This is a genomic window from Mycobacterium sp. DL, assembly GCF_039729195.1.
GTDB lineage: Bacteria > Actinomycetota > Actinomycetes > Mycobacteriales > Mycobacteriaceae > Mycobacterium > Mycobacterium hippocampi_A.
The window spans coordinates 1527020-1540141 of record NZ_CP155796.1 but is presented as its reverse complement, the minus strand read 5'-3'; the positions used below and the strand labels follow the sequence as shown (position 1 = coordinate 1540141).

Here is a 13122-nt window from a genome sequence, read left to right as displayed (position 1 = left end):
GGGGTCTACTCGCACCTTCCCGCCAAGAGCGCAGTCTCAACGTGGCCCCCAATTGAGGCTGCACCCACGGCGGGGTCTACTCGCACTTTCCCGCCAAGAGCGCAGTCTCAACGGAACGGTGCAGTCTCGGCGAAAGAGCTACTCCCCCAGTAGCTGCTGGCGCAGCGCTTCGTCCTTCTCCAGCACCATCTGCTCCAGTGACGCCTGGTAAGCCACCATCCGTGACCGCAGCGCCGCATCCGACGAGCCCAGGATCCGCACGGCCAACAGCCCGGCGTTGCGTGCCCCGCCGATCGACACCGTCGCCACCGGAACCCCGGCCGGCATCTGCACGATCGACAGCAGCGAGTCCAGTCCGTCGAGTCGCGCCAACGGCACCGGCACCCCGATGACCGGCAGCGGCGTCGCGGACGCCACCATGCCGGGCAGATGTGCGGCCCCGCCGGCGCCGGCGATGATCACCTCGAGACCGCGGTCGGCGGCGCTCTGCGCATAGGACAGCATCCGCCCCGGCGTGCGATGCGCAGACACCACGCCGACCTCGAACGGCACGTCGAATTCGGCCAGTGCCTCGGCGGCGTCGGCCATCACGGGCCAGTCGCTGTCGCTGCCCATGATCAGGCCCACCCGAGCGCTCATGCGTGAGAATCCCATCCGTCGGTCCACTGCGCGTGCGACAACCAGTGTGCCGCCCGCTCGGCACGCTCCCGCAGCACCTCTGCGTCGGAGCCGATGACGTTGACGTGTCCGATCTTGCGGCCCGGCCGCTCTTCCTTGCCGTAGAGGTGCACTTTCGCGTCGGGCATCCGCGCGAACAGGTGATGCACCCGTTCATCCATCGACATGGCCGGCGTTTCAGCAGCGCCGAGCACATTGCCCATCACCGTGAACGGCGCCAGAGGAGAGGTGTCCCCCAGCGGATAGTCGAGTACCGCACGCAGATGCTGCTCGAATTGCGACGTGCGGGCGCCGTCCATGGTCCAGTGACCGGAGTTGTGCGGCCGCATCGCGAGCTCGTTCACCATCAACTCGCCAGAGACGGTCTCGAACAGCTCGACGGCCAGCACCCCGACCACTCCCAGCTCGGCAGCCAGTCGCAGAGCTAATTCCGAAGCGGCAGAACCGAGTCCGTCAGACAGGCCGGGCGCGGGGGCGAGCACTGTCACGCAGATCCCGTCGCGCTGCACCGTCTCCACCACCGGCCACGCCGCGCCCTGACCGAACGGCGATCGGGCCACCAGTGCGGCCAGTTCCCGTTTCATCGCGACTCGCTCCTCGGCCATGACCTCCACGCCGTCGGCCAGGTAGCGCGCCACCACCTCGCGGGCCTCGTCGGCAGAGGACGCCATCACCACGCCGCGGCCGTCGTATCCGCCGCGCACGGTCTTGATCACCACCGGCCCGCCGGTCCGCGCGGCGAAGGCCTCGACGTCGGCCACCGAGGAGATGGCTGTGTAGCGCGGCACCGGCGCGCCGAGGGCCTCCAGACGCCGCCGCATCACCAACTTGTCCTGCGCGTGGATCAGCGCCTCGGGCGGCGGCGCAACGTTGACGCCGTCGGCGACGAGCTTCTCCAGATGCTCGGTCGGGACGTGCTCGTGGTCGAAGGTGAGCACTGTCACACCGTCGGCCGCGCGACGCAGGGCGTCGAGGTCGGTGTGGGACCCCAGAACGATGTCCGGGGAGACCTGCGCGGCGGGTTCGTCGCTGCGGGTGGCGAGCACGCGCAGCGTCTGGCCCAGCGCAATCGCTGCCTGGTGGGTCATTCTGGCGAGTTGTCCGCCCCCGATCATGGCGACGACGGGCGGTGTCGGAGATGTTCTCGGCACGGCACCTATCGTGTCATGACCTGGGCCACGTAATTGACCTGCGGGTACGCGACGATGGGGAAGTTCTAAGGGTCGTTACGTAGACTTTGACCTTGTGTCTTTTGCCGATGCGACGATCAAGCGCCTTCCGGGGCCGATCCGTCCCTACGCCGAACAGCACCACGAGCTGATCAAATTTGCCATCGTCGGTGCCACCACGTTCGTCATCGACGCCACGATCTTCTTCACGCTCAAGCTGACGATCCTCGAGCCCAAGCCGGTGACGGCCAAGATCATCGCAGGCATCGTCGCGGTCATCGCGTCCTACATCCTCAACCGGGAATGGAGCTTCCGCGACCGGGGCGGCCGGGAGCGCCATCACGAGGCCCTGCTGTTCTTCGGAGTCAGTGGAGTGGGCGTGCTGCTGAGCATGGCTCCGCTGTGGATCTCCAGCTATGTGCTGATGCTGCGGGTGCCGATGGTGTCGCTGGCGACCGAGAACATCGCGGACTTCCTCTCTGCCTACATCGTGGGCAACCTGCTGCAGATGGCGTTCCGCTTCTGGGCGTTCCGCCGCTTCGTGTTCCCCGACGAGTTCGCGCGCAACCCGGAGAAGGCTCTGGAGTCCACGCTCACCGGCGGCGGCTTCGCCGAGGCGTACGAAGACGGCTACGAAGCTCGCCACCAGCACGACGACGACCAGGGCACCGTCACCCCGATGCGGCAGTCACGCCGACGGTCCCGACGTCAGCTCGGCGATTCCTCGGACCCCAGGGTGTCGAAGACGTCCTGAGCCGACCGGCGGGCCGGGCGATGATGGGCTCAGATCACGACCAGGTGGTCCGGGCTGGCGTGTCGGACAGCGTCCAAGGAGATCGACTGGTCGAGAGTCACGAAACGTCCGCCATTCGCGGTGGCGAGGGCAAGGAGATATGCGTCGGTGACCTGGCGGTGGCCGTGCAGACGCGTGTGATCGATGAGGTCTTCGTCCAGGAGACTGACCGAGCACGGCCAGTACTCGTGATGCTCGGTCGCTGCGGCGCGCGCCAACGTGCTGATCGCCTGGGCGGGCGGCACGGGGCTGGGGTATCGAGGCTGGCTGACGATGCGAACGAAGCCGTTCTGGGTGATGGCGCAGGACGCCCAGCCAGCGTGGATCTCGGCAGCTATCCACTGACGTACGCGCTCGTGGTCGACGTGGTCGCTGTCCAGCAACGCGATCAGTACGTTGACGTCCAGAAGGGCGCGGGTCACACTGCGTCTTCGTCGCGCAGTCGATCGACGAGCGCATTGGACACAGCGGGTCCGCGATGCTCGAAGGGCTCAAAGCCGTACACGCTCTTCGAAGTTGTCCGCGGCCCGGCCGTCGGTTGTTGGGTCAGCGCTTGTCGGGCCAGATCGGACAGCACATCGCCGACGGTGCGCTTCTCCCGGCGGGCGCGTTCCTTGACCGCAAGCAGGACATCTTCATCGATGGACAATGTGGTGCGCATGCATCTGATGCTAATGCATCAGATGCATGCTCCGACGAACAAGTCGCGGCAGTCACGCCGACGGTCGCGACGTCAGCTGGGCGATTCCTCGGACCCCAGGGTGTCGAAGACTTCGTGATAGAGCAGCGAGTGGACACGTTCCACTTGCGGGATGTCCTGGAACTCGAGCGGGTCCTGCGACGCTGATTCGATGATCAGCGTGCCGGTGCGCAGCATCCGGTCGATGAGGCCGTGCCGGAACTCCACGCTGTTGATCCGTGCCAGCGGGATGTCGATTCCCTGCCGGGTGATCAGACCGTGGCGGAACATCACTCGACGGTCGGTGATGACGAAGTGTGTCGTCCACCAGTTCAGGAACGGCCACACGGTGAGCCAGCCGACGAGGATGAGCCAGATCGCGCCGATGACGAGGAAGACGATGTTCTTGGCGTTGGCTTCCCATTGCAGCGTGTTGACGTAGCCGGCGACGAACGCGGCGGCGGCTGTCGTGAGGATCAGCACCAGGGCGGGGATCATCAGTCGCCCCCAGTGCGGGTGGCGATGCAGGACTACGTGTTCGTCCTTGGCCAGCACGTTCTCTGGATAGCCCACGGCAGCACTTTACTCAGCTGTGGGCGGCGGATGCGGCCCCAAAGCCAAACCTCCCAGCACAAGGTCAGTCGAGGTCGAAATCCTCCCTTATGGGCGGCAGTGGGCTGATTGGCCTGCTCCACGCGAGATCGACGTCAGGGCTGCCAGTAAGTCCAGGAAGCTCCTACTGAACAGCCCTGGTGTCGATGTGGACGCGAGGGGCGTAGCGGTACGTCCACCCCCGACGCCGAAACCTGCTTTTAGCGCCCGCCGTCGCCGGGGTTGCTCGGACGAGCCAGGTACTCGCCGCAGTCCGCCGCGGACCGCAGGGTCTGCTCCATGCAGATCGCCAGCGCGGGGTCGGGCGACGACGACACGAGCTCGCCGGGGATCAGTGACCACAGATAGGTGTCGGTGGATTGCAGTGGCACGCAGTAGGCCACCGATCCATCCGCGGTGACGCCGTCGGTGCTCAGCGGCGCACAAGGCGTGGCGATCACGGAGAACTCGGGGACCGCGACGACGGCCGGCGCCTCAGCCGGCGCCTCGGGCGCCGCGGCGGGCGATGACGCCATGGTCGTCTCGGTGGTCACCGCCGCCAGCCGGCCGCTGAGGCCCGACAGCCGCATCACGACGTCGCCGACCCCCAGACCGACGAGCAGCACGGTCACCACCCCGGTCGACACGACGACCCACAACGGCACCCGCCGCGGTGCGGGCGTGTCGTCGGTCACCGACGTCGACGACCGCTCCAGATACGTGGTCACGACGGCACCACCAGCACGACCATCTCGACGGCCGACACCAGCACCGCGGCGATCGTCAGGCAGATCGTGCTGAGCATCAGCAGCGACGTCCGCCGGTCCGGGCTCCGAACTCCCTTGCTGTCGACGGTCTGTTCGCGCCAGTACCCGGCCAGCAGATAGGACGCCGCGGCGGCGATCAGCAGCACCACCCCGATCATCGGACGCCCTCGAGCGACAGCACGGGCGCATCGCCGCGCCGCAGCACGGTGACGTCGTCTCCGTCGTACATGACCGCGTATCCCTTTTCGGTGGTGAGGATGGTGACGAGTTCGTCGATCTCCGGCGCGCTGAGGCCATACCGGAACTGCATGTACATCTCGTCTGCTGCGGTGTCGACGAGGTAGGCGGGGTTCTTCGCGACGGTGCAGTCGGCCAACTCCGTCGGCGTGGCGTAGCAGCTGTCCTCGACGTCGAAGACGAGCGGCACGTTGAACGCCGATCCCTGCCCCCAGTAGGCGATGTCGGTCGGGTCGGCGAGTTGTTGGATCTGCTTGGAGATCGACAGGGTTTCAGGTGGTGTCTGCTCGAAGCTGGTGTTGAGACCGCGGTTGGTGGTCAGCACCACCGCCAGCGTGAAGAACACGAGGAACGTCAGGGTCGCACCGGCCCGCCAGTCGCGTTTGAGCAGCGGCAGCACCACCATCGCCGCCAGCGGTGCCATCACCGGTGAGGCGTAGAGGAAGCAGCGGATCACCACCTCACCGCCGTAGCTCTGCATCAGCACCAGGCTGAACGGGGCGAGAACCAGACCGGCGCCGATCAGTCCGAATGTGCTGCGGCGCAACCGGAAACAGCCGAACAGCGCGATGAAGAACAGCAGTATCGAGGCGCCCATGCGCAGGTACTGCATGCGGCCGTAGACCGGGTCGCCGGTGATGCGGTCCGCGACTCCGGAGGTGAGGTTGCCGTCGACGCCGCCGATGTCGGACAGCACGTCGAGCAGGTGGCCGTGCCAGTAGCCGTAGGCGCCGTAGTGGAACCACGCGATGAACAGCACGATCGACGCCAGCCACAGCAGTTTGTAGCGGGTCAGGCCCAGCACCGAGAACAGTGCGAGCATCACGATGGCCACCAGCGGGGTCAGCTGGTGCGAAACCACAAGGGCCGCAATGATCATCAGCAGTAGCGCCTCGACCGCCATGGTCCAGCGGCCGTCCCGGCCGGGCACCCGGCCCGGGATCCGCCGCCAGGTCGCCCAGCCGTCGAGGACGGGCACCTCGGATCGGCGCAGTTGCCACAGCAGCACCGCCACGATCGTCGCGTAGAACTGCAGTGCCACGGCCTGCGGCGCGAAGTAGTCCTGCTGGTACCAGTTGAACAGCACGTAGACGGTCACGCCGAGCCATGCCACCCGCTGGTTCTCGGTCAGGGCCATCCCGATGGCGTAGACGGGATAGATCATCAGGATGCTGAACACCAGCGAGGCACTGGTCAGGAAGACCTCGCTGTCGGTCAGCCCGGCGATCTGCATCAGGTGCGCGGTGGCGGAGAAGAAGCCCGCCCAGCTCATCCGGGCGTCGACGGCTGCCGGCAGGGCACCGATGTCGGCGATCCAGTTGATGATGAAGCGGTGCGCGAACGCGGTAGGGAACGGCGCACTGCCGGTGGACCACGCGACCGGCATCGTCAGGTACGCCATCAGGGCGATGGTGGTGGCCGCGGTCATCGCGGGGTCGAACGCGGCGCGGCGGTATTCAAGAGCCAGCAGCAGCGTGATGAGAGCCAGGCCTACGAAGTAGTCGACGCCGAGGATCTCGACGAGACCGAATCGCCCTGCGGCGCCGGGGTTCAGCCGCAGCACCGCCGAGGCGAACAACACGGCGGCCGCGGCCAGCACGGCCACGGCGAATCTGCGTCGGCTGATGCCCTCGATCACCGTGGACACCACAGACCTGACCGGGGCGCCGTCCGCGGGGGCGGGCCGTCGAGCCAGTGCCACCGCCGCGGCGCCGGACAGGGCCAGAATCACCGCTTGGGTCAGGTGGTACTGCTGCAACCCGGTGACGATGTTCAGTTGGGCCAGAAGAATGTTGGTGGCGACCGATGTCGCAACGGTGACGCTGCCGTAGACACCGTTGAGCGGGAGACGCAACAGCGCCGCGACGGGCAGGCCGGGCATCGTCACTGCGACGAGGCAGACGAGCAGGGTGCGTACCCCGCTGGGTAGGACGTCGGCGGCTCCGAACGATGACAGCGTCATCAGCAGCAGCGAGACGCCGATCAGCACGGCCGACGCGACGAGCACCGGCCGCGTCGGGGCGGTGGAATCGACGGCGACGGTGCCGCTCTGGACGGCGGGTTCGCTCACCGCGCGGCTCGATCCGCGGGTGGGGAGGTCAAGGCGATGCACCACGTGATCAGGCCACCCGCTGACAGGAATGCGGTGCAGCAACCCCGTTGGCCAACGGTCCCGCGCCCGTCCGGGAAAGATCTGCACATAGCCGAAGCGACCAGCGCGCGGATGCGGCGTCTGACGAACACACGCTCACTGACCCCTCCTGCGCTTCGTGGTACCCGACGTCGGCCAGGCCCTCCGGCGAACCCCCATACCGTGGTCCGGCAGCTGAAAACCGGCTTACTGGACTTTGCCATAACTGCACGCTCGGGTCGAGTTCTCGGCAGTAAATGAGACATAAACAACTCTTTTTTGATGTCATGCAACGCGCAAACGACCTTCGCCATCGGGGGTATCGATCCGCTGCACCCGGTTGATGCGCACGACCCGGGGCGTCGTCGGTGCCACGCCCCGTGCGACTACCTGTAGCCTGAGGACAAATTCAGTGAGGTGATGGTGTCCAGGAAGTCGTTGGCGTTTGCCAAATCTACAAACCGACGTCGCTCTGTCGTCATCCCCGCGGACTCTGGCGAAAGGCCGGTGTGGTCGCGGACGGAGCAGTGTGACGGACCCGTGGAACGTCCGACACGAAACGTTCACCAGATTTGCTGGGCGGGCGGAGGGGACGGCGTATCTTCTATCCGATGGAAGGCGCTCAATGTCGGTGCGGCCACGACCGTTCGACGCACGATCATTACCGCGCCGGAACGGATTGTGGTGCGTGTGAGTGCCCCCGGTTCCAGCCGGGCGGCAGCGGGCTCCGCGCCCGTGTGGACCGGTTGGCCGCTCGACTCCTCGGTCGCTGAGCACCGGACCCACCCCCGCCGAACCCTCCCCCGCCGGAATTGCATTCCAGCAGGTCTTCACTCGAACTTCGGCTGCTGGAATGCAATTCCGGCGACGACGAGAGGGGCAACGCGTGTCTAGAGCCAGGCGTGCCAAGACGCCGTACAAGACCGCGTTCCTCGTCGCCACCGCGGCCGCAGTGGTGAGCTCCGGAATCCTGGTGGCCAACACCGTGCTCCCGTCGGCGACCGCGCAGGACGCCAACTGCGCCAACACCGCCGCTCAGGCGTTCAACTGGGGCAACCCCAACCGGGAGGACGGCTTCAACAGCCCGGCCTCGTTGAACGGGTGGTCGATCTATGACGGCCCGGGCCACAACGGCAACGGCTGGCGCACTCCGCTGGCGGTCTCGGTCGCCGACGGCACCCTGACCATCACCGGCGACGCCCACGGGAACTCGGGTGGCATGTCGTGGAATCCCGGTCAGCTGCACGGCCGTTGGGAGATCTGCGCGCGCTCGCTGCCGTCGGCGGAGACGTACCACTCGGTGGCGCTGCTCTGGCCGAGTGCCGAGGACTGGCCGATCGGCGGTGAGATCGACTTCATGGAGATCTCCGACCCGGCGCGCCGACACGTCGAGGGCTTTCTGCACTACGGCCCCGAGAACAATCTCGAGCAGGGCAGTGTGGCCACCGACGCCGCGCAGTGGCACAGCTGGGCGGTGGAGTGGACTCCCGAGTCCATCACGTACTTCCTCGACGGCAACCCGTGGTGGGAGACGCGCAATCAGGCCGCGCTGCCGCCGCGGACGATGCACCTGGCCCTGCAACTCGACAACTTCGGCGGCGACACGTCGGCCGGTGGTCAGACCCAGTTCGACTGGGTGCGTCAGTATTCGCTCTAGCTCACGGGTTGGGCTGAGGGCTGCGGCGTGAGCCAGGCCGGGTCGGCCTTGACGCGCCGGATCCACCGGATGACGGGCACCACGAGCACCAAGGCGCACAACCCCTCGGCCACCAGGTAGGCCCAGCCGATGCCGGTGACGCCGTACATCGACGTGGCGACCACCGAGCCGCCGATGATCATCACGGTGCCGGCGAAGCGCACGGCCATCACCACGCCGAGCTTGCGGCGCACCCGCGCGAAGCCCTCGTAGACGCCGGTGACGGCGGACAGCGGAACGAACAGCGCCGCGAGATACAGCAGGCTCTGGCCTTCGACGCGGTAGTCCCCGCCGACGAGGCCGAGCACGAACGGGCCGACGGCGACCAGGCCGAGGCCGCCGATGACGTTGACGCCCACCATGGTTGCGACCATCCGCCGGGTCAGTGAGGCGACCTTGTCGGGGTGCGCGGCGACCTCGGAGACATACGGGCTCAGGATCAGGTGCACGGTGGTGTAGAACGCGTTGACGATCGCCCAGGTCACCGCGAAGTGTGCGTTGGCGACCGCGCCGAACTGGCTGAGCACGATGAGTGGAACCACCAGCGGTCCGATGATCCAGGTGGCGGTGAGGCCGAACGACGATCCGAAGTACCGCCAGATCTCCGGCTTGCTCGGCAGCGCCGGCGGTACCAGGAACTGCGGGTCGGTCCGGAGTCGGCGCCGGATCGCCATGACCAGGACCACCACGGCCACCGCGGCGGTGCCGACCCAGGCGAGCACGATCGATTCCGCGCTAGCGGTCCAGGCGAACAGCAGCAGGACAACAAGTTTGGCGACCGAGTGCACGGAGTTCTTCATCGCCGCCCAGCGGGCCACCCCGAGACCCGCGGTGGTGCGGTCGAGCACGGTGTAGAGCGCCAGCACCAACACCAACAGCGGGTAACTGGCCAGTTGCCAACCGGATTCGAACATCGCGTCGCGCGGGCCGAACAGCACCAGCCCGATCCCGGCGAGCACCGACACCACCGTCACCACCAGGAATCCGAGCGCCAGCAGCGGCCCGGCGCGGTATCCGGCGACGGGCAGGAACCGTTCGTAGAGGGTGTCGATGCTCAGCATCGCCAGGATCGCCAGCATCATCGCCGAGGAGATCACCGCGGCGCCGACACCGACCGCTTCGGTCGGGTACAGCCGCGCGGCGGCGGCCCAGAACACCAGTCCGAGAAGCCCGGTCAGCAGGTTGGACGCTATCAGCGAGAACGTGTTGATCCGCAGGTTGCGCTGCGCGGGCGCGTCATCGCCAGCCGACGCCCTCCGGTTGAGCAGCGTCATGTGCGGGCGAGTTCGCGGCGGGTGCGCAGCCGGGCGCGGCCGTACTCCCACGCGCCGCGCATCATCATGGTCGGTGCGATGGCGTGCGACTCGGTGCCCAGGTGCCGGCGCAGGGCCGGTCCGCGGGTGACGACGACCTTGGCGGCCAGCGCCGCGGTGGCGGGGTTGCCGGCGATCTTCGCCAGCCACGCGCCGAGTCCCATTCCGTAGCCGCGCATCTGGTCCTCGAGTGACGCGTCGCTGTCGCGGTGCCGGTGCCACGCGACCGCGGCCGGTTCCAGGACGAGTTGGTGGCCCGACCTCAGCACGCGGAAGAAGATGTCGAGGTCCTCACCACCACAGGTGGGTGCCCCAGCGCCGAGGTGCGGGTCGAATCCGCCGAGCTGCAGCGCGGTCTCGCGGTCGAGCGCGAAGTTGGCTCCGGTGCCGTACTCCCCCACTGCGAACGGGAAGAGCGGGACGTCCTGGGGCGGGGAGTTCCAGTCGAACACCCGGGCAGCAGACGCGGTCGACCAGTTCACCCGTCGTTCGAACTCGGCCTGCGCCGGGGTGCGGATCTCGCCGGCAGGCACCAGCCCGGACACACACCCGACCGATCCGGCGCGGTCGAATCCGGCCATCAGCGCGGTCAGCCAGTAGCGGTCGACCACGGCATCGTCGTCGACGAACGCGACGATGTCGCCGGTGGCTGCGCGCAGACCGGTGTTGCGGGCCCGGGCGACGCCGGGGTTCGGCTCGCACACCAACCGGACCCGCGGATCGGCGTGTCCCTGCACGTGGTCGCGGGTCTCGGAGGTGGCCGACGCATTGTCGACGACGACCACGTCGAAGTCGGGATAGTCCAGGGCGAGAACGGCGTCCAATGCGGTGGCGAGCAGTTGCGGGCGGTCCCGGGTGCAGATCACCACGGTCACCGTCCGGGATCGGCGTGCGCTGTCCTCAGCCGAGCCGGCGTCCACGGCGCGGGCGACGTGCTGTGCGAGGTCGGCGAAATCCAGTTCGCCGTTGCTGATCTCGAGGTCGATGAAGCCGTGGATCCGCCCCGGGGAGCGCACCAGCAGTCGCGCGCGGCCGTACCCGTCGGCGTTGTTCAGTCGGCAGCACACCGGCTGTCCGGTGGTCTCGCTGTCGTGGTGCAGCGCCTCGACGCGGTCACGCCACACCTCGCCGATCCACACCGAACCGGGCCAGGTGGTGTGTGCCGGGGGTGTCAACACGGGCGACAACTCCAGACGCAGCGGTGTGCTGATCATCGAAAGGCTCCTCTGGCGATTCGGCGGCTGACCTTGGCAACCAAGTAACCGGCGGTGGTGACACACAGGCCGAGAACGATGACGCCGGCCCGAGACCATCCGGCGGTGTTCATCGAGGCGAGTTCGCGCAGGACCGCGCGGGGCAGGACATCGCGGACGTAGGCGCTCTCGCTGCTCAGTGCGGTGTGTCCGCCACCGAGCGACGCGACGACGGCTTTGGACAGCCCTTCGTGGTAACACCGGCGGGTGAAGTACCGCAGCGCAACGCGGTCCGGCGAAACACGATGGCGCACAGACATCTGCGGGTCGAGCAGGATGCGATGTGTGCTGTCGTGGGCGCCGATGCGGATGCAGAGTTCGGTTTCCTCGCCACCCACCGGGGTGGTGCCGACGCGGCCCACCTCGGAGCGGAATCCGCCGACGGCGTCGACGATCGAGCGGCGCAGCGACATGTTGCAGCCGATCGGGTTGCGCACTGCCGCGACGGTGGTGGGTTGGCCGGTGTAGCTGCAGCCGACGACCCAGTCGAACTCGCGGGGCATCCAGGAGGGCCGGGTTCCGCTGGGCCAGACGGGTGCAGCGTGGCCGCCGACGCAGGCGACGGTGTCGTCGCGGTAGTGGTTGAGCAGGGTGGCTGCCCAGTCGGGGTCGGCGGTGGCGTCGTCGTCGAGGAATCCGACGACGTCGCCGCGTGCGACGGACACCCCGGTGTTACGCGCTCCGGAGAGCCCCTGGGTCTCGGTGTTGCGCACGATGGTGATCCGGCCGCCGAACCGCTGGAACGCCATGTCGTACAGGTTGTTGTTGTGGTCGATCACCAGGATCACCTCGAACGCGGACGACACATCCTGTGTCAGAACCGATTCGACGGCTGCGCAGACGTCGTCCCAGCGGCGGGTGGTGTAGGCGCAGATGACAACCGACAGCGCCACCTGGGTGGTGGGGGCGGCGGCGGTCACGCCGCACCGCGCCGTCGGCGGGCGTCGCGCCGCTTGCTGATCTCGAACAGCACGATGCGTCGCAGTTGCTTGTCGAAGGCGTTGACGCGGCCGATCATCCGATCGGTACGGGTGACGCCCCACCGGCGGTCTTCGCTCAACGCGCGGACGAGGGCTCTCTGCTGGGAAAGCTGAGAGCGGGCCGCAGTCGCCGCCGAGGCGGTGTCGCTGCCGATGCGGAAGGACGCGAGCGTCCACGGCACACCGTAGAACTCGCCGTGCTGCAGCAGTCGCACCCACAGGTCGGTGTCGCTGACGAACAACAGGTCGTCGCGAAATCCGCCGCACCGCACGAAGTCTGCGCGGCGGAACATCGCGGCCACCGGCGGTCCAATCGGGTTGGTCCCACTGCGCACGATCTGCCGGACCACCCGCTCGGCGCGCTGCCGACGCGCGATGCCGCGCAGCCCACGGGCGGATCGCAACAGGGTGGTCTCGTCGTCGACGAAATCGGTCTGGACGCCGACCAGCGAGACGTTGGGGTGAGCCTCGAGGATCGCGGCCTGCACGCCGATGCACTCGGGATGGAGGATGTCGTCGGCGCACACGAGTTTGACGTACTCGCCCCCACAGAGGCTGACGGCCAGGTTGAAGTTCTCCACCATCGACAGCGTCGTGTCGTTTCGGATGACCCGAATCCGACTGTCGTCCAAGTTCTCAAGGATGTCTGCGGTCTGATCTGAGCTGTGATTGTCGACGACGACGATCTCGACGGCGTCGTAGTTCTGCGCCAGCAGGCTCTCGAGGGTGCTGCGCAGGTGACGCTCGGCTTGGTAGGCGGGCACGCACAGCGACACCGTCGGCCATGGCTGTTCTCCCGACTCTGACGACTGTTGACGTCGCGAGGCATGTCCCC

The 13122-nt window shown here is 67.5% G+C and carries 14 protein-coding genes; 2 read left to right on the top strand and 12 right to left on the bottom strand.

Annotated features, from left to right (window positions below):
- Nucleotides 1-138: 138 nt before the first annotated feature.
- Together purE and ABDC78_RS07500 are read right to left on the bottom strand one after the other, a co-directional pair.
- On the bottom strand, nucleotides 139-639 hold the full coding sequence (purE, locus tag ABDC78_RS07505; protein WP_178360953.1) for a 5-(carboxyamino)imidazole ribonucleotide mutase: 501 nt from the start codon (nucleotides 637-639) through the stop codon (nucleotides 139-141).
- Nucleotides 636-1793 carry a 5-(carboxyamino)imidazole ribonucleotide synthase gene (locus ABDC78_RS07500; RefSeq protein ID WP_218621252.1) on the bottom strand — a complete coding sequence of 386 codons (1158 nt, stop codon included), beginning with the start codon at nucleotides 1791-1793 and terminating at the stop codon, nucleotides 636-638. Before ABDC78_RS07500 ends, purE begins: the two co-directional genes overlap by 4 nt.
- A gap of 130 nt (nucleotides 1794-1923) precedes the next feature.
- Here ABDC78_RS07500 and ABDC78_RS07495 point away from each other — a divergent pair, with 130 nt between their 5' ends.
- The gene (locus ABDC78_RS07495) at nucleotides 1924-2601 is read left to right on the top strand and encodes a GtrA family protein (RefSeq protein WP_178360954.1); all 678 of its coding nucleotides are present in this window, start codon (nucleotides 1924-1926) and stop codon (nucleotides 2599-2601) included.
- A 29-nt stretch (nucleotides 2602-2630) separates the two neighbouring features.
- On the opposite strand, the gene ABDC78_RS07490 is transcribed toward ABDC78_RS07495, so the two are convergent.
- The 6 genes from ABDC78_RS07490 to ABDC78_RS07465 form a co-directional block, all read right to left on the bottom strand.
- On the bottom strand, nucleotides 2631-3062 hold the full coding sequence (locus ABDC78_RS07490) for a TA system VapC family ribonuclease toxin (protein ID WP_178360955.1): 432 nt from the start codon (nucleotides 3060-3062) through the stop codon (nucleotides 2631-2633).
- Nucleotides 3059-3301, bottom strand: a complete 243-nt coding sequence (locus ABDC78_RS07485) for a CopG family transcriptional regulator (RefSeq protein ID WP_178360956.1) — start codon at nucleotides 3299-3301, stop codon at nucleotides 3059-3061. Before ABDC78_RS07485 ends, ABDC78_RS07490 begins: the two co-directional genes overlap by 4 nt.
- A 72-nt stretch (nucleotides 3302-3373) precedes the next feature.
- The gene (locus ABDC78_RS07480; RefSeq protein WP_178360957.1) at nucleotides 3374-3892 is read right to left on the bottom strand and encodes a PH domain-containing protein; all 519 of its coding nucleotides are present in this window, start codon (nucleotides 3890-3892) and stop codon (nucleotides 3374-3376) included.
- A 239-nt stretch (nucleotides 3893-4131) separates the two neighbouring features.
- Entirely contained in the window at nucleotides 4132-4638 is a 507-nt protein-coding gene (locus tag ABDC78_RS07475) for a hypothetical protein (RefSeq protein ID WP_178360958.1), read from the bottom strand.
- Complete coding sequence (locus ABDC78_RS07470; RefSeq protein WP_178360959.1) at nucleotides 4635-4835, bottom strand: hypothetical protein; 201 nt, start codon at nucleotides 4833-4835, stop codon at nucleotides 4635-4637. Before ABDC78_RS07470 ends, ABDC78_RS07475 begins: the two co-directional genes overlap by 4 nt.
- Nucleotides 4832-6985, bottom strand: a complete 2154-nt coding sequence (locus ABDC78_RS07465) for a hypothetical protein (RefSeq protein WP_178360960.1) — start codon at nucleotides 6983-6985, stop codon at nucleotides 4832-4834. The genes ABDC78_RS07470 and ABDC78_RS07465 overlap by 4 nt, the downstream gene beginning before the upstream one ends.
- Nucleotides 6986-7931: 946 nt before the next feature.
- On the opposite strand from ABDC78_RS07465, the gene ABDC78_RS07460 reads away from it, so the two are divergent.
- On the top strand, nucleotides 7932-8702 hold the full coding sequence (locus ABDC78_RS07460) for a glycoside hydrolase family 16 protein (RefSeq protein ID WP_347133362.1): 771 nt from the start codon (nucleotides 7932-7934) through the stop codon (nucleotides 8700-8702).
- On the opposite strand, the gene ABDC78_RS07455 is transcribed toward ABDC78_RS07460, so the two are convergent.
- Genes ABDC78_RS07455 through ABDC78_RS07440 form a run of 4 tightly spaced genes read right to left on the bottom strand, consistent with a single transcriptional unit; the run spans nucleotide 8699 to nucleotide 13051 of the window.
- Nucleotides 8699-10015, bottom strand: a complete 1317-nt coding sequence (locus ABDC78_RS07455; protein WP_178360962.1) for a lipopolysaccharide biosynthesis protein — start codon at nucleotides 10013-10015, stop codon at nucleotides 8699-8701. The genes ABDC78_RS07460 and ABDC78_RS07455 overlap by 4 nt on opposite strands.
- Entirely contained in the window at nucleotides 10012-11268 is a 1257-nt protein-coding gene (locus tag ABDC78_RS07450; protein ID WP_178360963.1) for a glycosyltransferase family 2 protein, read from the bottom strand. Before ABDC78_RS07450 ends, ABDC78_RS07455 begins: the two co-directional genes overlap by 4 nt.
- Complete coding sequence (locus tag ABDC78_RS07445; RefSeq protein ID WP_178360964.1) at nucleotides 11265-12227, bottom strand: glycosyltransferase family 2 protein; 963 nt, start codon at nucleotides 12225-12227, stop codon at nucleotides 11265-11267. Before ABDC78_RS07445 ends, ABDC78_RS07450 begins: the two co-directional genes overlap by 4 nt.
- Complete coding sequence (locus ABDC78_RS07440) at nucleotides 12224-13051, bottom strand: glycosyltransferase (RefSeq protein ID WP_347133361.1); 828 nt, start codon at nucleotides 13049-13051, stop codon at nucleotides 12224-12226. The genes ABDC78_RS07445 and ABDC78_RS07440 overlap by 4 nt, the downstream gene beginning before the upstream one ends.
- Between the last annotated feature and the right edge of the window lie 71 nt (nucleotides 13052-13122).